General features: G+C 56.7%; 20 protein-coding genes. 4 read left to right on the top strand and 16 right to left on the bottom strand.

Features of this window, described 5'->3' with window-relative positions:
- The 4 genes from ACR0MP_RS17710 to rpsL form a co-directional block, all read right to left on the bottom strand.
- Positions 1 to 91: GTP-binding protein (locus tag ACR0MP_RS17710; protein ID WP_036223564.1), on the bottom strand; the 91-nt coding region annotated here is incomplete at its 3' end.
- Positions 92 to 151: 60 nt separating this feature from the next.
- Positions 152 to 2,269, bottom strand: coding sequence for an elongation factor G (gene fusA, locus ACR0MP_RS17705; protein WP_170328783.1), 2,118 nt, complete (start codon positions 2,267 to 2,269; stop codon positions 152 to 154).
- 18 nt (positions 2,270 to 2,287) lie between these two features.
- A complete protein-coding gene (rpsG, locus tag ACR0MP_RS17700) occupies positions 2,288 to 2,758 on the bottom strand; it encodes a 30S ribosomal protein S7 (protein ID WP_010441203.1) in 471 nt (156 codons plus the stop codon).
- Between the two features lie 15 nt (positions 2,759 to 2,773).
- On the bottom strand, positions 2,774 to 3,145 hold the full coding sequence (rpsL, locus tag ACR0MP_RS17695) for a 30S ribosomal protein S12 (RefSeq protein ID WP_005621086.1): 372 nt from the start codon (positions 3,143 to 3,145) through the stop codon (positions 2,774 to 2,776).
- 398 nt (positions 3,146 to 3,543) lie between these two features.
- Here rpsL and ACR0MP_RS17690 point away from each other — a divergent pair, with 398 nt between their 5' ends.
- Positions 3,544 to 4,359 (top strand): glycosyltransferase, encoded by an 816-nt coding sequence (locus tag ACR0MP_RS17690; RefSeq protein WP_170398559.1) that lies wholly within the window; start codon positions 3,544 to 3,546, stop codon positions 4,357 to 4,359.
- Here the strand turns inward: ACR0MP_RS17690 and ACR0MP_RS17685 are convergent.
- The 9 genes from ACR0MP_RS17685 to ACR0MP_RS17645 all read right to left on the bottom strand — a co-directional run bounded on the left by ACR0MP_RS17685 (position 4,344) and on the right by ACR0MP_RS17645 (position 18,468).
- The gene (locus tag ACR0MP_RS17685) at positions 4,344 to 5,213 is read right to left on the bottom strand and encodes a DMT family transporter (RefSeq protein ID WP_170406483.1); all 870 of its coding nucleotides are present in this window, start codon (positions 5,211 to 5,213) and stop codon (positions 4,344 to 4,346) included. The two genes, ACR0MP_RS17690 and ACR0MP_RS17685, sit on opposite strands and share 16 nt — an antisense overlap.
- A gap of 129 nt (positions 5,214 to 5,342) precedes the next feature.
- Positions 5,343 to 6,416, bottom strand: a complete 1,074-nt coding sequence (locus ACR0MP_RS17680; RefSeq protein ID WP_170596851.1) for a pyridoxal-phosphate dependent enzyme — start codon at positions 6,414 to 6,416, stop codon at positions 5,343 to 5,345.
- Positions 6,417 to 6,557: 141 nt separating this feature from the next.
- Entirely contained in the window at positions 6,558 to 10,799 is a 4,242-nt protein-coding gene (gene rpoC, locus ACR0MP_RS17675) for a DNA-directed RNA polymerase subunit beta' (protein ID WP_480887345.1), read from the bottom strand.
- On the bottom strand, positions 10,799 to 11,107 hold the full coding sequence (locus ACR0MP_RS17670) for a hypothetical protein (protein WP_480887347.1): 309 nt from the start codon (positions 11,105 to 11,107) through the stop codon (positions 10,799 to 10,801). Before ACR0MP_RS17670 ends, rpoC begins: the two co-directional genes overlap by 1 nt.
- Entirely contained in the window at positions 11,104 to 15,240 is a 4,137-nt protein-coding gene (gene rpoB, locus ACR0MP_RS17665; protein WP_170508789.1) for a DNA-directed RNA polymerase subunit beta, read from the bottom strand. Before rpoB ends, ACR0MP_RS17670 begins: the two co-directional genes overlap by 4 nt.
- Before the next feature lie 250 nt (positions 15,241 to 15,490).
- Entirely contained in the window at positions 15,491 to 15,865 is a 375-nt protein-coding gene (rplL, locus tag ACR0MP_RS17660) for a 50S ribosomal protein L7/L12 (RefSeq protein WP_010441182.1), read from the bottom strand.
- A 79-nt stretch (positions 15,866 to 15,944) separates the two neighbouring features.
- The gene (rplJ, locus tag ACR0MP_RS17655; protein ID WP_170406495.1) at positions 15,945 to 16,463 is read right to left on the bottom strand and encodes a 50S ribosomal protein L10; all 519 of its coding nucleotides are present in this window, start codon (positions 16,461 to 16,463) and stop codon (positions 15,945 to 15,947) included.
- Positions 16,464 to 16,978: 515 nt separating this feature from the next.
- Complete coding sequence (locus ACR0MP_RS17650; protein ID WP_170406498.1) at positions 16,979 to 17,899, bottom strand: LicD family protein; 921 nt, start codon at positions 17,897 to 17,899, stop codon at positions 16,979 to 16,981.
- Positions 17,896 to 18,468 (bottom strand): class I SAM-dependent methyltransferase, encoded by a 573-nt coding sequence (locus ACR0MP_RS17645; protein WP_480593435.1) that lies wholly within the window; start codon positions 18,466 to 18,468, stop codon positions 17,896 to 17,898. The genes ACR0MP_RS17650 and ACR0MP_RS17645 overlap by 4 nt, the downstream gene beginning before the upstream one ends.
- 11 nt (positions 18,469 to 18,479) lie before the next feature.
- Between ACR0MP_RS17645 and ACR0MP_RS17640 the strand changes: the two genes are divergently transcribed.
- Complete coding sequence (locus ACR0MP_RS17640) at positions 18,480 to 18,629, top strand: hypothetical protein (RefSeq protein WP_480887350.1); 150 nt, start codon at positions 18,480 to 18,482, stop codon at positions 18,627 to 18,629.
- 239 nt (positions 18,630 to 18,868) lie between these two features.
- Here the strand turns inward: ACR0MP_RS17640 and rplA are convergent, their stop codons facing one another.
- Together rplA and rplK are read right to left on the bottom strand one after the other, a co-directional pair.
- Positions 18,869 to 19,567, bottom strand: coding sequence for a 50S ribosomal protein L1 (gene rplA, locus ACR0MP_RS17635; RefSeq protein WP_010440987.1), 699 nt, complete (start codon positions 19,565 to 19,567; stop codon positions 18,869 to 18,871).
- Position 19,568: 1 nt separating this feature from the next.
- Positions 19,569 to 20,018, bottom strand: a complete 450-nt coding sequence (rplK, locus tag ACR0MP_RS17630) for a 50S ribosomal protein L11 (RefSeq protein WP_010440985.1) — start codon at positions 20,016 to 20,018, stop codon at positions 19,569 to 19,571.
- A 381-nt stretch (positions 20,019 to 20,399) separates the two neighbouring features.
- Between rplK and ACR0MP_RS17625 the strand changes: the two genes are divergently transcribed.
- Together ACR0MP_RS17625 and ACR0MP_RS17620 are read left to right on the top strand one after the other, a co-directional pair.
- Complete coding sequence (locus tag ACR0MP_RS17625) at positions 20,400 to 21,641, top strand: peptidoglycan-binding domain-containing protein (protein ID WP_170406505.1); 1,242 nt, start codon at positions 20,400 to 20,402, stop codon at positions 21,639 to 21,641.
- A gap of 95 nt (positions 21,642 to 21,736) precedes the next feature.
- The gene (locus ACR0MP_RS17620) at positions 21,737 to 22,924 is read left to right on the top strand and encodes an adenylate/guanylate cyclase domain-containing protein (protein ID WP_480887352.1); all 1,188 of its coding nucleotides are present in this window, start codon (positions 21,737 to 21,739) and stop codon (positions 22,922 to 22,924) included.
- 47 nt (positions 22,925 to 22,971) lie between these two features.
- On the opposite strand, the gene nusG is transcribed toward ACR0MP_RS17620, so the two are convergent.
- Positions 22,972 to 23,505 carry a transcription termination/antitermination protein NusG gene (gene nusG / locus ACR0MP_RS17615; protein ID WP_152459924.1) on the bottom strand — a complete coding sequence of 178 codons (534 nt, stop codon included), beginning with the start codon at positions 23,503 to 23,505 and terminating at the stop codon, positions 22,972 to 22,974.
- Between the last annotated feature and the right edge of the window lie 119 nt (positions 23,506 to 23,624).

The raw sequence follows: 23,624 nt of genomic DNA, 5'->3' as shown, positions 1-23,624 counted from the left end.
CTGCGGTCAGCGTGGTCTTGCCGTGGTCAACGTGGCCAATCGTGCCGATGTTGACGTGCGGCTTATTACGCTCAAACTTTTCCTTTGCCATGATGGCCTCCTTTTTCGGTAATGAAGGGAGCGCGTTAGCCGCGCTCCCTCAAATCTTCGCTTATGCGTATTTCGCCTGAATCTCGTCCGAGATGTTCTGCGGAACCGGATCGTAGTGATCGAACTGCATGGTGAACTGGGCACGGCCCGACGACATCGAACGCAGAGTGTTGATGTAGCCGAACATGTTGGCCAGCGGAACAAACGCGTCGATCGCGATTGCGTTTCCGCGCGGTTCCTGACCAGATACCTGGCCCCGACGCGAGGTCAGATCACCGATGATACCGCCGGTATATTCTTCCGGGGTGATCACTTCGACCTTCATGATCGGTTCCAGCAGTTTCGCGCCAGCTTTGCGCATGCCTTCACGCATACACATCCGCGATGCGATCTCGAACGCCAGAACGCTCGAGTCAACGTCGTGGAACTTACCGTCCAGCAGGGCAACCTTGAAGTCGATCACGGGGAAGCCAGCCAGCGGGCCGCTGTCCATGACCGAGTTGATACCTTTTTCAACACCGGGGATGTATTCCTTCGGAACGGCACCACCAACGATGCGGCTTTCGAACGAATAGCCTTCGCCTGCCTCGGTCGGCTGGATCTCCAGCTTGACTTCCGCGAACTGACCCGAACCACCCGACTGTTTCTTGTGGGTGTAGGTGTGCTCGACCGGCATCGAGATGGTTTCACGATAGGCCACCTGAGGTGCACCGATGTTCGCTTCAACCTTGAACTCGCGCTTCAGACGGTCAACCAGGATGTCCAGGTGAAGTTCGCCCATGCCCTTCATGATGGTCTGACCGGATTCCAGATCAGTTTCCACACGGAAGGACGGGTCTTCGGCGGCCAGACGGGCCAGACCCTGAGACATCTTCTCTTGGTCGCCCTTGGTTTTGGGCTCAACCGCGATCTCGATAACCGGATCGGGGAAGGTCATGGTTTCCAGAACCACCGGATCTTTCGCATCACACAGAGTATCACCGGTGGTGGTGTCTTTCAGACCTGCCAGCGCGATGATGTCGCCTGCAAACGCTTCTTCGATCTCTTCCCGGTTGTTCGAGTGCATCATCATCATACGACCGATGCGCTCTTTCTTACCTTTGGTCGAGTTCAGGATCGAGTCGCCCTTGTTCATGGTGCCCGAGTAAATCCGGGTGAAGGTCAGCGAGCCAACGAAGGGGTCGTTCATGATTTTGAACGCCAGACCCGAGAAGGCCATGTCGTCGTCTGCACGACGGGCGATGTCACGAACTTCTTCCTCGTCGCCGGGTTTGAAGCCCATGTAATCAACAACGTCCAGCGGGCTGGGCAGATAGTCGATCACAGCGTTGAGGAGCGGCTGAACGCCTTTGTTCTTGAACGCCGAACCACCCAGAACCGGAACGAACGCGATTTCCAGAGTACCTTTGCGCAGCAGGGCGCGCAGGGTCGGAACGTCGGGCTCATTGCCTTCCAGGTATTCCATCATCGCGTCGTCGTCCATTTCGACGGCCGCTTCGATCATCTTGCCGCGCCATTCGTCAGCCATGTCTTTCAGGCTGTCGCGGATAGGAGCTTTGATCCAGCTTGCGCCCAGATCTTCGCCCTGCCACAGCCACTCTTCCATGGTGACCAGGTCGATCAGGCCTTCCAGCTCGGACTCGGCACCGATCGGAATACCAACCGGAACAGCGCGTGCGCCGGTGCGGTCTTCGATCATGTTGACGCAGTTGAAGAAGTCAGCGCCGATCTTGTCCATTTTGTTGACGAAAACCATACGCGGAACCTTGTAGCGGTCAGCCTGACGCCACACGGTTTCGGTCTGGGGCTCAACACCGGCGTTTGCGTCCAGAACGCAGACAGCACCGTCGAGAACCGCCAGCGAACGCTCAACTTCGATGGTGAAGTCAACGTGGCCGGGGGTGTCGATGATGTTCAGGCGGTGCTTAGGAGTTTCTGCGGTCTGACCGTCCTCGGTGCGTTCCCAGAAAGTGGTGGTCGCAGCCGAAGTGATGGTGATGCCGCGTTCCTGCTCCTGCTCCATCCAGTCCATGGTGGCTGCACCATCGTGCACCTCACCGATGTTGTGGGATTTACCAGTGTAATACAGGATACGCTCCGAGCAGGTGGTCTTACCTGCGTCGATGTGCGCCATGATACCGAAGTTACGGTACAGTTCGAGCGGATATTCGCGTGCCATTGGTCTAAGCCTCTCGGATTACCAACGATAATGGCTGAAGGCTTTGTTCGCCTCGGCCATCTTGTGGGTGTCTTCGCGTTTCTTGACGGCAGTACCGCGGGACTGAACGGCGTCCAGCAGCTCGCCTGCAAGGCGCTCTTCCATGGTGTTTTCGTTGCGGCCGCGCGCAGCAGTGATCAGCCAGCGGATGGCCAGTGCTTCGCGGCGCTCAGGGCGCACTTCGACCGGAACCTGATAGGTTGCACCACCAACGCGGCGCGAGCGAACCTCGACCGACGGTTTGATGTTGTCGAGCGCTTCGTGGAACACTTCGACAGGAGCGCGCTTTACCTTGTTCTCAACGCGGTCAAACGCGTTGTAAACGATGCGCTCTGCGACCGACTTCTTGCCGTCGATCATCAGGTTGTTCATGAATTTGGTCAGTACCTTGTCGCCAAATTTGGCGTCAGGCAGGACTTCGCGTTTTTCGGCGGCGTGACGACGTGACATATCAGCCTCTCCTTCTTACTTGGGACGCTTCGCGCCGTATTTCGAACGACGTTGCTTACGATCTTTGACGCCCTGAGTATCCAGAACACCGCGCAGGATGTGGTAACGCACACCGGGAAGGTCTTTTACACGACCGCCACGGATCAGAACAACCGAGTGTTCCTGCAGGTTGTGGCTTTCACCCGGGATGTACGAGATGACCTCGAACCCGTTGGTCAAGCGCACCTTGGCAACCTTACGCATAGCCGAGTTCGGCTTCTTAGGTGTGGTGGTGTACACGCGGGTGCAGACGCCGCGTTTCTGCGGGCACTGTTCCAAGTGCATGGACTTCGAGCGTTTTACTTTGGGCTGCCGCGGTTTGCGGATCAGCTGTTGAATAGTTGGCATTCCGGTTTCTTCCCCGTTTTGCAACACACATGACATGCACGCGCGTTGCGTGCGGTTAAATTCGCTGCACTCATGCGTCCACAAGCGCAAAACCCGCGAGCGTTCCCATTCCGAGGTGAACGTCGCGGTTTGTTATCAGAGGGCGCGAACGATAAAAGTGTTCGGGCCTTGACCAGTTCATTACTGAAATCGGTTATGGGGCGGCCCCCGGTACCGAGATGTCGCGCGTATTAAGGGGAGTCGGCCCGAGTGTCAACAGCCCAGCAGGAAAGGCGTGTTGTACATAAGAGCTCCGGCCGTCTATCAGGAACTAATGGAGATTCCCACTGCGCCGACGCATTGCAGCACTCCGGCACCGGATGCATAGTGAGCATGCCCTGCAAACCATTGGATGCCCCATGCAAGTCTTTGGCCTGTGCCGATTTTCATTCCCTGCTCTGGGCGATTTCCAGATCGAACATGACACGGTCGCAGATCGGCGCGCCCATCTCTACAACCCTGCTCGTCTGGAAGAGCGGTTCCGCCTGTTCGAATCTGTGACGTTGCCCAGCTTTCGCGCGCAGACAGATGGGGACTATCAGCTTCTGGTCGTTGTTGGGGACTGTCTGCCGCGAAAGGCGCTCGACCGGCTTAAGGACCTCACCGCTGACATCAAGCAGGTACGAATTGTCCAAAGACCCGTCGAACCAAGCCATAAACACCGGCAGGTCATGAAACGAATCCTTCAGGAAGCGCGTTCAAACCCGGACCGGCCCTGTCTTCAATTTCGCCATGATGACGACGACAGCATTTCGATTGATTTCATCGAAAGACTGCGCGAGTCCGCCGATGATGTTGCCGGGCTGATTGGAAAAAATCAGGCCATAGGCCTCGATTTCAACAACGGATACCAGGCCAGCTTTGGGCCGAATGGGGTTCGGGCGGCACAAGTCTACAAATCTCTGCTTGGGGTGGGCTTGGGCATGCTTATCGCGGGCGGGTGCGACCACACGATCATAAGTTTTACCCACAACCGGATCGGGCGTTTCATGCCAGTGGTCAGTTATCCTGATCGCCCGATGTGGATCAGGACATTGAACAACTCCAACGACTCGCCGCGCGCTGAAAAGCAGAAGGCGCAGCTTGCGCCGATCACGCCCGAAATCGAGACCGATTTTGCCACGCGTTTCGCGCTAAACCCCGGTTTCGTACGTTTGCCTCACTTCTCCGCCTGACGCGACCGTTCGCGAAACAGAGTGAACATCCCTGCCCCAACTACCAATGCACCACCCAGCATTGTGATCGCGTCCGGCCAGTCACCAAACACAGCCCACCCCAGTCCCAGTGCCCAAAGCAGGCTGGAATAGCGAAATGGCGCAACAAAACCGACCTCGCCCACGCGCATCACCATGACACTGAACAGATAGCCTATCAGAACAAAGACCGCAGCGCTGGCGATCATCGCTCCAGATGCGGTCGAGACCGGCACCCATCCTTCAAACGTGGAGACGATGATCGCTGCCAATGTGATAGTGAGGGATGTTGCCAGTGTTACCACCACAGAAGGTACTTCAGCTGACATTCGGCGGGTGATCAAATCGCGAACTGTAACGGAAGCAACCGCAATCAATGCGTAAATCGCATAGATGCTGAACCCTTCAGGACCGGGCCGAACGATCAACAACATACCGACGAACCCAAGCGCAATTGCAGCAATACGTCTCCATCCAATTACTTCACCGAAGAATAAGGCAGCGCCCAAAGTCACGGTCAGCGGCAACGCCTGTAGAACTGCCGTAACGTTGGCAAGCGGCATGTGCATCAGAGCCGTCAAAAAGAAGATGGTCGCCGCCAACTCTGCCAGGCAACGTAATGCGATAAGCCATTTGTCATGGAGGGGAAAATTCAGGTGGAGCGCCCCAAGATAACGGGCCATTATCAACACAAGAACTGTCGCCAAAACTCCGCGCATGGCCACAAGTTGGAACAGAGGCAGATCTTGCCCCACCACTTTCACCAACGCATCATTGACGGTAAAGGCCGCCATACTGCCCATCATCAGCAGCGCGCCTTTAACGTTAGGACTCATTTAATCAACACCCGGTCTTCAATATATTGTCGTATTCACTGTTCAATTGATCACGAATTCAATTTGCGCCTGACAATCCTACAGTAATAGTTCCGACGAGCTACACAAACTGTCGACTTTTCAGTCGTTTCAATCTGTCATCTGGGCGGAAGGCGTAGATTTCGAGATCTCGATCTCATCATCCGTCATCTCCTCTTCTACGCCATCAAACAATGGCGTCGAAAGGTAACGCTCGCCCGTATCTGGCAACATTACCAACATGACGGAACCTTCCGGAGCAGTCTCCGCCAGTTTCATCGCGACCGCAAAGGTCGAGCCACCAGAAATACCGGTAAAAATCCCCTCTTCCGCGGCCAAACGGCGCGACCATGCAATACCGTCGCTACCGGGAACGGGAATCAACTCATCATAGTACGAGTTATCAATGGCCTCCTGCAGAACCCACGGAATAAAATCAGGCGTCCAGCCTTGGATCGGATGCGGCTCGAAGTTCGGATGGCTCTCGGTCGGCTGGTGTATTTCATTGCGCGTGTTCACATATCCTGACGACACAATGGCTGCGTTGGCAGGCTCTGTCAGGATGATCTTGGTCTCAGGGCGCGCTTTTCTAAGAGCCCGGGCCACGCCCGAGACGGTCCCGCCAGTGCCATAGCCCGTAACCCAATAGTCGAGATTCTGCCCATCAAAGTCACCCAAGATTTCCTGCGCGGTGGTATTTTCGTGAATATCGGCGTTGGCTGCGGTTTCAAACTGGCTGGCCAGGAACCAACCGTTCTGCTCGGCCAGTTCTTTAGCTTTTGTATACATGCCGAACCCCTTTTGCGCGCGCGGTGTCAGGACAACTTTTGCCCCCAAAAACCTCATCAGCTTGCGCCGCTCGACCGAGAAACTGTCGGCCATCGTCACAACTAAGGGATAGCCTTTGGCCGCGCAGACCATCGCCAGCCCGATACCGGTATTCCCCGAGGTCGCCTCAACCACTGTCTGACCGGGTTTTAAGCTACCGTCGCGTTCTGCCGCTTCGATGATGTTGAGGGCAAGGCGATCTTTGACAGAACTGGCCGGGTTAAACGCTTCGAATTTTACGTAAACCGTCACGTTTGAGGGCGCGATCCTGTTTATTCGTATGCTTGGCGTGTCTCCGACGGTGTCCAAAATACTGTCATACAGTCGCTTTCGCCCATGCGTTTGACGAGTTGTCATTGCGGCCCCCTCCTCTGTTGACGAAAGCATGCCACAAACCGGATCACATTAGTAACTATCTTTGTGAGAGTTCGCCTCGGAGCGCTCACAACAAGAAAGGCCCCGCGAAATCGCGGGGCCTTTCTTAGTTATTGAGGGTGCCTATTCGCGGCTTTCCGGTGTTTCCACCAGAACGTCCAGCTCATCACCGACCATGTCGTCGTCGAAGGTCGGAGCGGCCAGAGCAGCGGCTGCTTCGGCCTCTTCCCTGCGCGCTTCGATAACCACGTTGTCACGCGACTGCGCGATGTGGCGGACGGCCTGAGTGGCCCCACCGGTCCCGGCGGGGATCAGACGACCAACGATTACGTTCTCTTTCAGGCCAACCAGCTTGTCTTTCTTGCCCTGAACCGAAGCTTCGGTCAGCACGCGGGTGGTTTCCTGGAACGACGCCGCCGAGATGAACGAACGCGTCTGCAGCGAAGCTTTGGTGATCCCCAGAAGGATCGGCTCACCCTGAGCCGGACGACCGCCACGCGAGATAGTCTTCTCGTTGGCTGCGTCGAACTCTTGCTTGTCGACATGTTCGCCTTTCAGCAGGGTGGTGTCACCTGAATCCAGGATTTCCCACTTCTGCAGCATCTGGCGCACGATGACCTCGATGTGCTTGTCGTTGATCTTAACGCCCTGCAGACGATAAACGTCCTGCACTTCGTCGATCATGTAATCCGCCAGCGCTTCGACACCCATAATCGACAGGATGTCATGCGGAGCCGGGTTACCGTCCATCAGGTATTCACCCTTCTGGATGAAGTCCCCTTCGGCGACCGGGATGTGCTTGCCCTTGGGTACCATGTATTCGATGGTCTCCATGGACTCGTCAGCCGGTTCGATGCTGATGCGGCGCTTGTTCTTGTAGTCGCGGCCAAAGCGCACGTAACCATCGGCTTCTGCGATGATCGCGTGATCTTTCGGACGGCGGGCTTCGAACAGTTCGGCCACACGTGGCAGACCACCGGTGATGTCCTTGGTCTTGGCGCCTTCACGCGGGATACGCGCAACAACGTCACCGGCTTCGATCTGCTGACCATCTTCGACCGACAGGATCGCATCCACCGACATCGGATAGTGAACCGGGTTGCCCGCATCGTTGCGGACCGGCTCGCCATCTTCACCAACCAGAATGATCTCGGGCTTGAGGTCGCTGCCTTTGGGGGCTGCGCGCCAGTCGATCACGATCTTCTGGGTCATACCGGTTGCGTCGTCGGTCTCATCCCGGACAGCAAGGCCCGAAACAAGGTCAACATATTTCGCGGTGCCAGCTTTCTCGGCGATGATCGGCAGGGTGTAGGGGTCCCATTCGAACAGCTTGTCGCCGCGAGCCACTTTGGTGCCGTCCTTGACGAACAGCTTGGAGCCATAGCCCAGCTTGTGGCTGGCACGCTCTTCGCCGTGTTCGTCGCTGATCACCAGCTTCATGTTCCGGCCCATAACGAGGCTTTCGCCTGCGGCATTGACCAGAATCTGCGGGTTCTCGAAGGAAACGACGCCTTCCTGGCTGGCTTCCTGGAACGACTGCTGACCACCTTGCGCAACACCACCGATGTGGAAAGTACGCATCGTCAGCTGCGTACCGGGTTCACCGATGGACTGCGCGGCGATGATACCGACAGCCTCACCTGTGTTCACCATGGTGCCGCGTGCAAGGTCACGACCGTAGCAGGTGGCGCAGACGCCTTCCTCGGACTCACAGGTCAGAGGCGAGCGGATGCGCATCGACGCAACACCAGCTTCGTCAATGGTGTCCGCCATGCGTTCGTCGATCAGCTGACCAGCGGCCACGATCACTTCATCGGTGCCCGGACGCAGAACATCGTCAGCCGCCACACGACCCAGCACACGTTCGGCCAGCGAGGCAACAACCTCACCGTCATTCACGGCGGCTTCGGCTGTGATCGCACGCTCAGTACCACAGTCGATCTCGCGAACGATGCAGTCCTGTGCGACGTCCACCAGACGACGGGTCAGGTAACCCGAGTTCGCCGTCTTCAGAGCGGTATCCGACAGACCCTTACGGGCACCGTGGGTCGAGTTGAAGTACTCGAGAACGGTCAGACCTTCTTTAAAGTTCGAGATGATCGGCGTTTCGATGATGTCACCGTTCGGCTTCGCCATCAGGCCGCGCATACCGCCCAGCTGTTTCATCTGAGTGACCGAGCCACGCGCACCGGAGTGGGCCATCATGTAGACCGAGTTCGGTTCCTGCTCGGAGCCGTCCTCTGCCCGATCCGACGACGAGATCGTCGACATCATAGCCTCGGTGACGCGGTCGTTACACTTCGACCAGGCATCAACAACTTTGTTGTACTTTTCGCCCTGAGTGATCAGGCCGTCCATGTACTGCTGTTCAAAGTCCTTCACCTGACCGCGGGTGTCATCAACGATGCCCCACTTGTCATCCGGAATGACCATGTCGTCCTTACCGAACGAGATGCCCGCCTTGAACGCTTCTTTGAAGCCCATCGACATGATCTGGTCACAGAAGATAACCGACTCTTTCTGACCGCAGTAACGGTAGACGGTGTCGATCACCTGCTGCACTTCTTTCTTCCGTAGCAGACGGTTGACCAGTTCGAACGGCGCCTTGTTGTTCATCGGCAGCAACGCACCCAGACGCAGACGGCCCGGAGTGGTTTCATAACGCTTCTGAACTTCGTTGCCTTCTTCGTCGATCTGCGTGATCCGCGCGGTGATTTTCGAGTGCAGATGCACCTCACCCGCGTCAAGCGCGTGCTGAACCTCGTCGATCGAGCCAAAGACCTTGCCTTCGCCCGGCATGCCTTCACGTTCCAGGGTCACGTAGTACAGACCCAGGATCATATCCTGCGACGGAACGATGATCGGCGCGCCGTTTGCAGGCGACAGAACGTTGTTCGTCGACATCATCAGAACACGGGCTTCCAGCTGGGCCTCAAGGCTCAGCGGGACGTGAACGGCCATCTGGTCCCCGTCGAAGTCGGCGTTGAAGGCCGAACAGACCAGCGGGTGCAGCTGGATGGCTTTACCTTCGATAAGAACCGGTTCAAACGCCTGAATGCCAAGACGGTGCAGCGTCGGCGCACGGTTCAGCATGACAGGGTGTTCGCGGATCACCTCGTCGAGGATATCCCACACTTCGGGACGCTCTTTCTCGACCAGTTTCTTCGCCTGCTTCACGGTCGAAGACAGACCCTTGGCTTCAAGGCGCGAGTAGATGAACGGCTTGAACAGCTCCAGCGCCATCTTCTTGGGCAGACCACATTGGTGCAGCTTCAGCTCCGGGCCGGTCACAATGACCGAACGGCCCGAGAAGTCGACGCGCTTACCCAGAAGGTTCTGACGGAAGCGGCCCTGCTTACCCTTCAGCATGTCCGACAGCGATTTCAACGGACGCTTGTTGGCGCCGGTGATCACGCGGCCACGGCGGCCGTTGTCGAACAGAGCGTCCACGGATTCCTGCAGCATCCGCTTTTCGTTGCGGACGATGATGTCAGGCGCGCGCAGTTCGATCAGACGCTTCAGACGGTTGTTCCGGTTGATGACGCGGCGATACAGATCGTTCAGATCCGAAGTCGCGAAACGGCCACCATCCAGCGGAACCAGCGGACGCAGTTCCGGCGGAATGACCGGAATCACGGTCATCACCATCCACTCGGGACGGTTGCCCGACTCGAGGAAGGATTCAACAACCTTCAGACGCTTGATGATCTTCTTGGGCTTCAGTTCGCCGGTCGCTTCCGCCAGATCAGCGCGCAGCTGCTCGGCTTCGGCTTCCAGATCGATCTGGGCCAGCATCTCACGGATGGCTTCGGCGCCGATATTGGCGGTGAACGCGTCCATGCCATAGGCATCCTGTGCGTCCATGTACTCTTCTTCAGTCAGCATCTGGCCGTAGGTCAGGTCGGTCAGACCGGGCTCGATAACGACGTAGTTTTCAAAGTACAGAACGCGTTCCAGATCGCGCAGCGTCATGTCCAGCATCAGACCGATGCGGGACGGCAGCGATTTCAGGAACCAGATATGTGCGACGGGCGCGGCCAGTTCGATGTGGCCCATACGCTCACGGCGGACTTTCTGCAGGGTGACTTCCACACCGCATTTCTCGCAGACAACGCCGCGATATTTCATCCGCTTATATTTACCGCATAGACATTCGTAATCTTTGATCGGGCCAAAGATACGCGCGCAGAACAGACCGTCACGCTCGGGCTTGAACGTCCGGTAGTTGATGGTTTCGGGTTTCTTGATCTCGCCATAGGACCAAGACAGAATCCGCTCGGGCGACGCCAGCGAGACCTTGATCTCGTCGAAAACCTTCGGGGGCGTCAGCGGGTTGAACGGGTTGTTGGTGATTTCCTGGTTCATCAGGTATCCTTTCCAGGCTCATCGCACGAGAACGTCACGTGCAGTCCAGTGCCAATGTATGCATACGTATGGGTGAAGCGGTTCAGTTCAGATTGTGTTGCACAGATTGCCGAAGCGACTTCGAAGCCATCCCATTTTGATGTTTCGTAGATCGCCATTCGGCCATCGACACTCTCATTGTGATCAACCAACAGGTCCACTTCCATCGAAGTTGAGCCCGCGGCTTTTCCGGCGAAGAAGCTTGCAACTCCTACAACCAAAACCACCGCGGTGCTCGCGATCACTTTGAGAGTGCGCATCTGCGTCACTCATCCACCTCCGCATCCAGGAGTTCCATATTCAGGCCGAGGCCACGGACTTCTTTCACCAGAACATTGAACGATTCCGGTACGCCCGCTTCGAAGTTATCCTCGCCCTTGACGATCGACTCATAGACCTTGGTCCGGCCGGCGACGTCATCCGATTTCACGGTGAGCATCTCCTGCAGGGTGTAGGCGGCGCCGTAAGCTTCCAGAGCCCAGACTTCCATCTCACCAAAGCGCTGACCACCGAACTGCGCCTTACCGCCCAGCGGCTGCTGGGTAACCAGGCTGTACGGCCCGGTCGAACGCGCGTGGATTTTGTCGTCCACCAGGTGGTGCAGTTTCAGCAGGTACTTGATGCCCACGGTGACCGGACGTGCAAACTGCTCACCGGTACGACCGTCGAACAGAACCGACTGACCGCTTTCCGAGAAGCCTGCACGCACCAGCGCATCGTTGACGTCAGCCTCTTTGGCACCGTCAAAGACCGGGGTCGCGATCGGAACACCGCGGGTCACGTTGCCCGCAGCCTCGATCAGGCCATCCTCGTCCAGACCGGTGATGCCTTCTTCGTAGACATCTTCGCCATAGGCCAGCTTCATCGCTTCGCGTACCGGGGTCAGGTCGCCGGAACGGCGGTATTCACCCAGAGCGTCATCGATGTTCAGACCCAGACCGCGCGCGGCCCAACCCATGTGGGTTTCAAGGATCTGGCCAACGTTCATACGCGAAGGCACACCCAGCGGGTTCAGACAGAAGTCGACCGGCGTACCATCGGCCAGGAACGGCATGTCTTCCATCGGAACGACCTTGGAGATCACACCTTTGTTCCCGTGACGACCGGCCATCTTGTCGCCCGGCTGCAGCTTGCGCTTCACGGCGATGAAGACTTTGACCATCTTCATCACACCCGGCGGCAGGTCGTCGCCACGACGGACTTTCTCGACCTTGTCCTCGAAACGGGCGTCCAGAGCACGCTTTTGCACTTCGTATTGCTCGTTCAGAGCTTCAACGATCTGTGCATCCTGCTCGCCTTCCAGCGCCAACTGCCACCACTGACCGCGGGTCAGGGTTTCCAGCAGATCCTCGGTGATCACCGACCCTGCCTTGACGCCTTTCGGGCCTTTGACAGCGGTTTTACCCAGGATCAGACCTTGCAGACGCGCGTAGATGTTGCGGTCAAGAATCGCCAGCTCGTCGTCCCGGTCACGGGCCAGACGTTCGACTTCCTCACGCTCGATCTGCAGCGCACGCTCGTCTTTTTCAACACCGTGACGGTTGAAGACGCGGACCTCAACGACCGTACCGTAGTCGCCCGGCTTCACGCGCAGCGAGGTGTCGCGAACGTCAGATGCTTTTTCACCAAAGATGGCGCGCAGCAGCTTTTCTTCCGGGGTCATCGGGCTTTCGCCCTTCGGAGTGATCTTGCCGACCAGAATATCGCCCGGCTCAACATCCGCGCCGATGTAAACGATGCCCGCCTCGTCGAGGTTGCGCAACGCTTCTTCACCGACATTCGGGATGTCGCGGGTGATCTCTTCCGGACCCAGCTTGGTGTCACGGGCGGCGACTTCAAACTCCTCGATGTGAACCGAAGTAAAGACGTCGTCACGCGCGATACGTTCTGAGATCAGGATCGAGTCTTCGTAGTTGTAACCGTTCCACGGCATGAACGCGACGACCACGTTCTTACCAAGCGCCAGTTCACCCATATCGGTCGACGGACCATCGGCAATGACCTCGCCCTTCTGGACGGTGTCACCCACCTTGATCAGCGGACGCTGGTTGATGCAGGTGTTCTGGTTCGAACGCTGGAACTTGCGCAGACGATAGATGTCAACGCCAGCGTCACCCAGTTCCAGATCTTCGGTGGCGCGGATAACGATACGCTGGGCATCAACCTGGTCGATGATACCGGCGCGTTTCGCCTGAATCGCGGCACCCGAGTCGATCGCAACCTTTTCCTCGATCCCGGTACCGACCAGCGGAGCCTCGGCCCGCAGCAGCGGAACCGCCTGACGTTGCATGTTCGAGCCCATCAGAGCGCGGTTGGCGTCGTCATTCTCAAGGAATGGGATCAGCGATGCAGCAACCGAGACCAGCTGTTTCGGCGACACGTCGATCAGGTCCACATTCTCGCGCGGGGCCAGAGTGTAGTCACCAGCCTGACGGGTCGAAACCAGATCGTTGATGAACTTGCCATCGGCGTCCAGGGTCGCGTTCGCCTGCGCCACGGTGTGACGCATTTCTTCGGTCGCGGACATGTAGTGAACCTCATCGGTCACCTCGGCGTCTTTGACGACGCGGTAGGGTGTTTCGATGAAGCCATACTTGTTCACGCGGGCAAAGGTGGCCAGCGAGTTGATCAGACCAATGTTTGGACCTTCGGGCGTTTCAATCGGGCACATCCGACCATAGTGGGTCGGGTGTACGTCGCGCACCTCAAAGCCCGCACGCTCACGCGTCAGACCTCCCGGGCCAAGCGCCGAGAGACGGCGTTTGTGGGTGACTTCCGAAAGCGGGTTGGTCTGGTCCATGAACTGCGACAGCTGCGATGAGCCAAAGAATTCACGAACAGCAGCCGCAGCTGGTTTCGCGTTGATCAGGTCCTGCGGCATGACGGTGTCGATCTCGACCGACGACATACGCTCTTTGATCGCGCGCTCCATGCGCAGCAGGCCAACGCGGTACTGATTTTCCATCAGTTCGCCCACTGAACGCACACGACGGTTGCCGAGGTGGTCGATATCGTCCACGTCGCCTTTGCCGTCACGCAGTTCCACCAGCGCCTTGATGCAGGCCACGATGTCTTCGCGGCGCAGCGTGCGCAGGGTGTCCGGCGCGTCCAGAGCCAGACGCATGTTCATCTTCACACGACCAACGGCGGACAGGTCATAGCGCTCGCTGTCGAAGAACAGGGTGTCGAACAGAGCCGACGCAGCCTCGACGGTGGGAGGCTCGCCCGGACGCATGACGCGGTAGATGTCCATCAGCGCGCTTTCACGGTTCAGGTTCTTGTCCTGAGCCATGGTGTTGCGCATGTAGGGGCCAACGTTGACGTTGTCGATGTCCAGAACCGGGATGTCGGTGATGCCCGCATCCATCAGGTCCTTGACGGTGCCGCCGATCAGGTCGCCGTCTTTATCATACTCCAGGGTCAGCTCATCACCGGCTTCGACATAGATCGCGCCGTTTTCTTCGTTGATGATGTCCTTGGCGACATACTTGCCGACGATGTTGTCGAAGGGCACCAGCAGGTCGGTAACAGCACCTTCGTCGATCAGCTTCTTGACCGCGCGCGGGGTGACTTTCTTGCCCGCTTCGGCAATCACTTCACCAGATTTCGCGTCGATCAGATCATATGTCGGACGGGTGCCGCGCACACGCTCGGGGAAGAAGGGCGTGACCCAGCCTTTCTTCTTGTCCAGCTTGTAGGACACGGTGTTGTAATACGCGTCCATGATCGCTTCCTGATCCAGACCCAGCGCGTACAGCAGGGTGGTCACAGGCAGTTTGCGGCGACGGTCGATACGGGCGAAGACGATGTCCTTGGCGTCGAACTCGAAGTCCAGCCAGCTGCCGCGATACGGGATGATGCGGCAAGCAAAAAGCAGTTTGCCCGAGGAATGGGTTTTGCCCTTGTCGTGGTCAAAGAACACACCGGGCGAGCGGTGCATCTGGGACACGATCACACGCTCGGTGCCGTTCACGATGAAGGTACCATTCGGCGTCATCAGGGGCATGTCGCCCATGAACACGTCCTGTTCTTTGATGTCTTTGACCGATTTCGCGCCGGTGTCCTCATCGACATCAAACACGATCAGGCGCAGTGTGACCTTCAGCGGCGCGCTGTAGGTCATGTCGCGCTGCATGCACTCTTCGACGTCGTATTTGGGTTTTTCCAGATCGTATTTCACGAACTCCAGAACGGAGGTTTCGTTGAAATCCTTGATCGGGAAAACCGACTGGAACACACCTTTGATGCCTTCGCCGTCTGTGGGCTGTTCTGCATCGCCGGAGCGCAGGAAAAGATCATAAGAAGATTTCTGCACCTCAATGAGGTTCGGCATCTCCAGCACTTCGCGGATTTTGCCGTAATATTTACGAAGACGTTTCTGGCCAAGGAACGTTTGAGCCATGTCAGATGTCACCTTTCGATGTTCTCAGCGGGCAAAGACACCGTCGGGCCCCGGCATCTTGCACAATCGAGACGACACGTCCGGATCAATTCGTGACCACCGTCCCGAAGGTGGCCTCCCGATCCGAAAACCGTGTCTTAGAAAACGCCCCAGACAATGAGGCCCTTTCTAAGACAGGTTCGGCTGGACCCGGATTTCTCCGGACCCAGCCAAATTTTGCGGCGCATCAGCGATGCACCTGTCGGTTGGCTTAGGCCAGCTCGACTTCGGCGCCAGCTGCTTCCAGCTTGCCTTTGACTTCCTCGGCTTCGTCTTTCGACACGCCTTCTTTGATCTTGCCGCCAGCTTCGACCAGCTCTTTGGCTTCTTTCAGGCCCAGACCGGTGATGCCGCGAACTTCTTTGATCACGTTGATTTTCGAAGCGCCGGCGTTCTTCAGAACGACGTCGAATTCGGTTTTTTCTTCCTCAGCTGCGCCACCGGCGTCGCCACCAGCTGCAACCATTACGGCGCCGCCAGCTGCAGGCTCGATGCCGTATTCGTCTTTGAGGATAGTTTTCAGTTCTTGTGCTTCCAGCAGGGTCAGACCCACGATGCTTTCTGCGAGTGCTTTCAGATCAGCCATTTTATCAGCTCTTTCCGTTTACAGTGTGTGTTCCAACGTCAGGGTATTTACCCTACGCAGATCATTCAGTGCCAACCGCTTACGCAGCTTCCGCCTTCTCTTCGATGGTGGAAAGGATGCTTGCGATGTTGCTTGCAGGTGCGCCAATCGCGCCGGCGATGTTCGAAGCAGGTGCGCCAATGCAGCCCACGATCGAAGCAATAAGCTCTTCACGAGACGGCATTTTCGAAACGGCTTCAACGCCTTTGCGGTCCAGAGCGTTCTCGCCCATTGCACCGCCGAGGATTTCAAAATTCTTGTTATCCTTGGCGAAGTCCTCGGCCACCTTGGCTGCTGCCACGGGATCCTCGGAATAGGTCAGAACGGTCATCCCTGTCAGCAGGTCGGCCATGCTTTCACACGGCTTACCCTCAAGGGCGATTTTGGCGAGCCTGTTCTTGGCAACACGCACGGCACCACCCGCGTCACGAGCACGTGCGCGAAGGTCCTGCATCTCGGCAACTGTCAGACCGGCGTAGTGCGAAACCACTACGACGCCAGAGCTTTCGAAGATTTGGCCGAGTTCCTCGACCACTTTCTCTTTCTGGGCTCTATCCACAGTTCTCTCCAAGTTAGGGGCGATATCTCACCCCGGCTCATATTTGCCGCAGCTTTCGCTCCGGCGTTCAGGTCCGTTGTTACGGGATTGGCCAAAATGCGCCCGAGGATCGTGACCCTCAGAATTCTTTGGTCTTACCCGTCTCAGGCAGGGAATTAAGGGGCCAGATGGACCCACCCACCGTCTTGGACGAAACAAAATAAAGCGCACGACGAATCGCACGCTTTATTCCGTGGCTCTACTTAGGACAGATGGGCCGGGTTTCCAAGGGGTAAATTTAGGTGACTCGCGTCTTCTGCGCAGAGGAAGCCACATAGCTGGAAATGTTCTGAGACCTCTTGGTTATTGGGAAACAAGCCGACATTAAGGCTTGCAGAATCCGCTGCGCACAAACCATAGCCTCACCCCTCCCGCGACAAAGCGCATATCCCTACATTGATCTGGTCAGGCATACCCCTGACTTACCCCCTTGGCACAAATGTGATTGCAACTTGAGGGCCTATGGCGCGGCGCTTTCAACCGATACTAAAGTCGCGCTGACACAAAGGTGCAAACTTACGGCGCGCCCGTCGCCAATGGAAATGAAAAAGCGGGTCCGGTATCCGCCAATTGTTACCGTAACTTTGGGCCAGCAATGCAGGCGCGTCCTGTGGCAGCATGATTTCACCACCGTTAAGCGATTTGAGTGGGAAAATCGCGCTTTCCGGCAGATCATCAAGTGAGTACGGATACACGCTAAAGCGCCCGTTTTCCGTCCAAGCCGGAAACAGATCGATATCAATACCCAAGTTATTTTTGACTTTGAAGATAGGAATGCTGTTTTTCAGCGAATTGTCATCCAAGCAATCGCTGTCCAGCAACTTTCGCTGATAATCAGCCCATTTTTTTGCGACGCCTTCAAGCGTGGACTCACCCAAATACACCGCAAAATCGACATCGTCATCGTGACCGATCAATCCACCCTCGCGAACATGACCCAACAATGCGCCAGCGTACAGCATGATCGGCTTTCCTAAACGGATTACGGGTTCAAGCTCGGCGTCAAGCTTTGAAAAGATATCATCGCCAGTCTTTTCCCCGAATGTTCTGTTATAGCCATGCGGTGTAATGAAATCGGGGTATAGCGTCTGCTTCACGCGCTCAAAGAACGAGGCAAAGCGCGCCTCTTTGCCCTGATCCGCATAGCGAGTCTCCATATGCTTTAGCCTACCGTGCGTCCGGGCAGGCTTTGTTCTCCCATGGCAGCAAAGAAGGATATAGGTCTCTTCCCAGTCATCAAATAGCGCCTGGTTTTCCAAGCGCTTTATTGGTTCCTTTAGCGAATTGACAGCCAAGCGCGTTTTACGAGGCCGTGGTAGTGCAGTTTGTGCCGCAGCATGGGTGAAAACATGCTCTCGAAGTGAGGCAAGCTCCTTGATTAACTCTTCTTCTGTCATTGTGTTTTTTCATAGATCGCGCGGGCGACGATCGCATCTTCTGTTTTATATTTTGCGAAACCACTGCCTTCGACGCCATAACACTTTCGGAATTCTGAGGCTTCCATTTTTGAATCCAGATCCGTCGCACTTACGTATCGCCGGAAATGCGGCGCCGCAATTTTCGTTGTGGCTCGGTCCGCCAACGTTCGATATTCGAACGCTACGACATCGCCAGGCCTGCACTCGCTCCGCAGCGCCCGGATCAGAGCATCTTCTTCATCATCTGTGATCGCATGCAAAAAGAACCGAGCATAAACGCAAACGATTTCAGATCGTCGCTCGGACAACACACGCTCAATCAATCCATCTTCGAGATTGGTCTGAACAAATTCAAGATCGTCGCCGCCCTGCTTTTGTGCATGCTTTTGCGCTGACGCAATCGCTGCCTCAGACGCATCCATGCCGGTCACTTTGAACCCGTGTCGTGAAAAGAAAAAACTGTCACGGGCATTCCCACACCCTACGTCAATGACATGTGACTGCCGATCAATCTCATTTGCCACAAACGCTGCGAATTGCGACGGCAAGGTAAGCTCCCATGACCCTGCCGATTTCGCATAAAACTGGTCCCAAAAGGCGCGTCGATCTTCTGGAAGTGATTTCTGACGAATATTTTGGTTCATTGATGAGTATTCTCGAACAGCTACTACACGGCAATGGGGGAACTGTGTCAGACCGCACCCCCTAGTTCAATCGCTTCTTTAGCCACCGCTGCTGAAGCAGTGAATCTATGTTTGTGTGTATCGCTGCTTTTTAGTCAGCTTAGCTGTAACCGGGTTTGAAATTGGCAAAACTTCAAGATTTCAATTGAGGTGCAAGCAACCGCGCTATCACACAGCTACAGCCTGTTTCTCATGTGGTGCGCAATAAAAATCCCGGGCAGTTCTCACTACCCGGGATCAAGTTCTCAAAGCTAAACGCTAAGGCTTATTCGCCCGCAGCAGCCGCCACGTCCAAAGTCACACCCGGGCCCATGGTCGAGCTCAGCGCGATTTTCTTCATATAGGTGCCTTTGGCACCCGACGGTTTGGCCTTCGCAACAGCCGAGATGAAGGCACGGACGTTTTCGACCAGCTTGGCTTCGTCGAAGGACGCTTTGCCAACACCGGCGTGCACAACGCCGCCTTTTTCCGCTTTGAACTGAACTTCACCACCTTTTGCTGCTTCCACAGCCGCTTTCACGTCCATGGTCACGGTGCCAACTTTGGGGTTCGGCATCAGGTTGCGGGGGCCGAGCACTTTACCCAGACGACCGACGATCGGCATCATGTCCGGGGTTGCAATGCAGCGATCAAATTCGATGGTGCCGCCCTGAATGGTTTCCATCAGATCTTCTGCGCCAACGATATCTGCGCCCGCTTCTTTCGCTTCGTCTGCCTTGGGGCCACGAGCAAATACAGCAACGCGCATCGCTTTGCCGGTACCGTTCGGCAGGCCAACAACGCCGCGAACCATCTGATCTGCGTGACGAGTGTCAACGCCAAGGTTCAGAGCGATCTCGATGGTCTCGTCGAATTTCGAGGTCGCGTTGCCTTTGACCAGGGAAACAGCTTCTTCGACCGACAGGTTTTCCTTGCCAGCGACAGCTTCGCGCGCAGCGCGGGTACGTTTACCGAGTTTTGCCATCTTACTTCACCTCGATGCCCATTGAGCGGGCCGAGCCCAGGATGATCTGCATTGCGCCTTCGACGTCGTTGGCGTTCAGATCTTTCATTTTGGCTTCGGCGATTTCACGAACCTGCTTCGAGGTTACGGTTGCCACGGTCTCACGACCTGGGTTTTCCGCACCACGAGGACGGTTACGCTTGCCAACCGGCTTCAGACCAGCCGCTTTTTTCAGGTAGTAAGACGCGGGCGGCGTCTTGATGTCCATGGTGAAGGACTTGTCCTGATAATAAGTGATCACGGTCGGGCACGGAGCGCCGGGCTCCATGTCTGCGGTCTTGGCGTTGAACGCCTTGCAGAATTCCATGATGTTGATGCCGCGCTGACCCAGCGCCGGACCAACTGGTGGCGACGGGTTCGCCTGACCTGCAGGAACCTGCAGCTTCATTGTACCAGCAAGCTTCTTGGCCATTTGGTTTTCCTTTCAACTTAGGTGAAACGCGTTTCACCCAGACTATGTTGCGTGGTCCGATCCGGGATCGCGATCCCAGCAACCTCCCACGAGAGAATCTCGCCCGAAGACGATAGGGGCGGCATTTACAGCGGAACGGCGGGGTTGGCAAGTGGCCTGCCCTGCTCTCACACATCGAATCAAGCCCCCAAGTGGGTCTCATACGCTCTCGGCGTACAGATCGTTACTAACAAGGTGCGACTGACAGCTCTTAAGAAATTAATATCAATGCAGAATCTGCGCGGTGGTTGCGGGATGGTCGGGTTTTCGCCACCCCCATCACCTCAATACTCGCAGCTGTGCTATACTCGACGAAATTAGTATTTTTGGTGGAGGTTAATTATGATCATTCGTTTATTAATAACAGTTGGCATCGCGCTGTCATTTGCGGCGTTTTCTCCTCAGACCGCGCGGGCCGATGCTGGCGAGATACTGGGCGGTGCTGTGGTTGGTGGCGTCATCGGCTACGCTATCGGCCGGGATCAGCAGAGAAAGCAGCAGGCCCGGACGAGGTCAACAACAACACGCACTTATCGCCCCGGAATTCCGTCGACCACACAAGGGGCGCAAACCCAGACCGCGCTCAACTATTTCGGCTACAACGCCGGTCGCGTTGATGGTCAGGTCGGTCGTGGCACGCGGTCTGCGATCGAACGCTATCAGGTCTCGATGGGCTACCCCGTGAATGGCTATGACTTCCAGCCCTATCAGCGCGACTTCCTGATGCAGGCCTATTACTGGGCGACAAGCGGCGGTCAGACGACAACCCAACTCGCAGGCCAACCGCTTTTGATGGAATACCGTCGGCAGATACAAACCGGCTCTGCCCTGGCTGCTGCCCCTCAGGCACCAGCACAAGCCCCAGCAACCACGATTCCGGTTGTGGTTCCTCAAGCTCAGGAACCAGAGCCCGAGGCCAATACAACTGAAACAGCCTCTGCCAGCCTGCCAAGCCTGTTTTCCGGCGGGACCGGCGGCCCATCGCTGGCCAATCGGTGTAGCGGGGTGATGCTGCAGACCTCGACCAACGGGGGCTACACGACACTGTCAAATATGACGGATGCCGATTTTGCCCTCAGCGAACAGTTCTGCCTTGCTCGCAGCTATGCAATGGCGCGTGGCGAAGATCTGATGGCGGATATCCAGGGGCTGACGCCGGATCAGGTGAGCGCACAATGCGACTCGTACGGTGAAATGTTGGCACCGCAAGTTGATGCGCTGTCGATCAGCTCGAAGGCAGAAGCTGAAACCCAGGTACGCAAGCTTGCGCTGGACTCGGGCCTCAGCCCCGCTGATCTTGCCGCGACAAGCAAAGTCTGTCTGTCGATGGGCTACCGTCAGGACAACATGGACACGGCAGTCGGTTCCGCATTGATGCTAGTCGCGATGGGTGAGCCTGCCTATGGAGAGTTGATCGGCCACCATCTGCGCGAAGGCTTTGGTGTGCAACAGCGTCGCGATCTTGCGATGCAGTGGTACGATGCGAGCCTTTCGGCGCTGGATGCCGGTTCGCAGGCCGTCTTCCTGCCATCCCAGACCGACCGCCCGCAACTGTTGCGAGCCGCTATGGTTCAAGCGCAGTAAGTCGCGCACTAAGTCGCTTCAGCCACTGCGAGGCTGATACAAATAACGCCGCGGTGTCTGTTTGCATCGCGGCGTTCTATATTGAGGGTGCCATTATGCCGACCCCACCGGAACCGATCTCAAAACATGACAAGATCGACGCTCTGATCGAGTGGATGGTTGACGGTGCCCGCCCAGCTGGAAATGCGGTCGATATCATCGAAGGTATCTGTACTCGTCTGCTGGATGCCGGTGTGGCCATCGATCGGTTCGGTTTGTTCATCTGGACGCTGCATCCCAATCTGATGGGTCGACGTTTCCTGTGGAAAGCGGGCGCTGGCGTTGATCGTGTCGACGCGCCGTCTCAATTGTTCACCGAGGCGATCTACACCGATAACCCCCTTGCGCATGTGATTGAGCGTCAGCAACCCGTCCGCCGCCATCTGGAAGATCCCAACTGCCCCGAGGATTACATCATTGTTGGCGAATTGCGCGAGCAGGGCTTCACCGATTACCTGGCGCAACCGCTGATCTATCTCAACGGCGATACCCATGTCTGCACCTGGTCAAGTGCCACGCCCGGTGGGTTTTCAGAGAGTGATCTGGCGATCCTGAACCGGGTTCGCGGTCCGCTCGCCCGCCTGACCGAAACCTATATGCTGCGGCTCGACGCGACCTACCTGCTGTCGACCTATGTCGGCCGTAACAGTGGCGCCCACATTCTGGACGGTAAAGTACATCGCGGTGATGGCAGCAAAATCGAGGCCGTTATCCTGTTTGCGGATCTCAAGGGATTTACCCGCCTTTCGAATTCGGTTTCCGGCGATACGCTGGTCCGGCTGCTGAATGACACGTTTGATTGCCTTGTCCCGTCGGTCATGGACCACGGCGGAGAGATTCTGAAGTTCATGGGCGACGGCTTTTTTGCCATCTTCCCTACCAGCACGGATCTTCCGCCAAAGGTGCAGATTCAGGCCGCCATCGCAGCGGTGCGCGAGGGTGTGGCGTCGCTGGCCGAGGCCGATTTCCAGCACAAGCTAGGCGCACGGACTGCGATCCATCATGGTCGCTTCCACTATGGAAATGTAGGTGGCGGGGACCGCCTGGATTTCACGGCCATCGGTCCAGACGTCAATTTGGCGGCTAGACTTGTAGCGGCGGCCACAGACTTGGATTGCGACCATGTCCTTTCGGATACAGCCGCAGCATTTCTCCCGACACTCTGCGAACCGGTCGGAACTGTATCACTTAAAGGTTTTGGTGAGGATCAAACTGTCTGGCAGATGAGCACGCCCCAAACGTAAAAAGGGTGCCCATAAGGCACCCCAAACGATGGTACGATGGAAACCAATCAGCTCTGCTTGGTGACCTGCGTAAAGTCCAGCTCAACCGGTGTTTCGCGGCCAAAGATCGAAACCGAAACTTTCAGTTTCTGGTTCTCGTCGTCCACACCTTCGACCATGCCGTCGAAATCCTCGAACGGGCCGTCGTTGACCTTGACCTTCTCGCCGACCTCGAAGCTGATCATCAGCTTGGGCGCTTCTTCACCTTCCTGAACGCGGTTGAGGATCTGGTTCACCTCGGCGTCGCGCATCGGCATCGGGCGGCCTTGGGGGCCCAGGAAGCCGGTAACGCGATTGATCGAGTTGATCAGGTGATAGCCCTGATCCGACATTTCCATGTGTACCAGCACGTAACCCGGCATAAAGCGGCGTTCGGTGGTGACCTTCTTGCCCCGGCGCACTTCGATCACCTCTTCGGTGGGCACCAGAACCTCGTCGATATCGTCTTCAAGGCCCTGCTCAGCCACCGACGTGCGGATCTGCTCTGCGATCTTCTTTTCGAAATTCGAAAGAACGCTGACCGAATACCACCGTTTCGCCATGAACCTGTCGTCCTTGTTTGCCTTTGGGCTGCGACGCATCGCGCCCTTCGTTGAAATCCTATTGCGTCACCCGGAATAAAAAGCGGCGCGCAGCCCGATTCGCCGCACGCCCATTCCGA

The organism is Ruegeria sp. K3, assembly GCF_056531845.1.
This window is presented reverse-complemented; position numbering and strand designations above follow the sequence as displayed.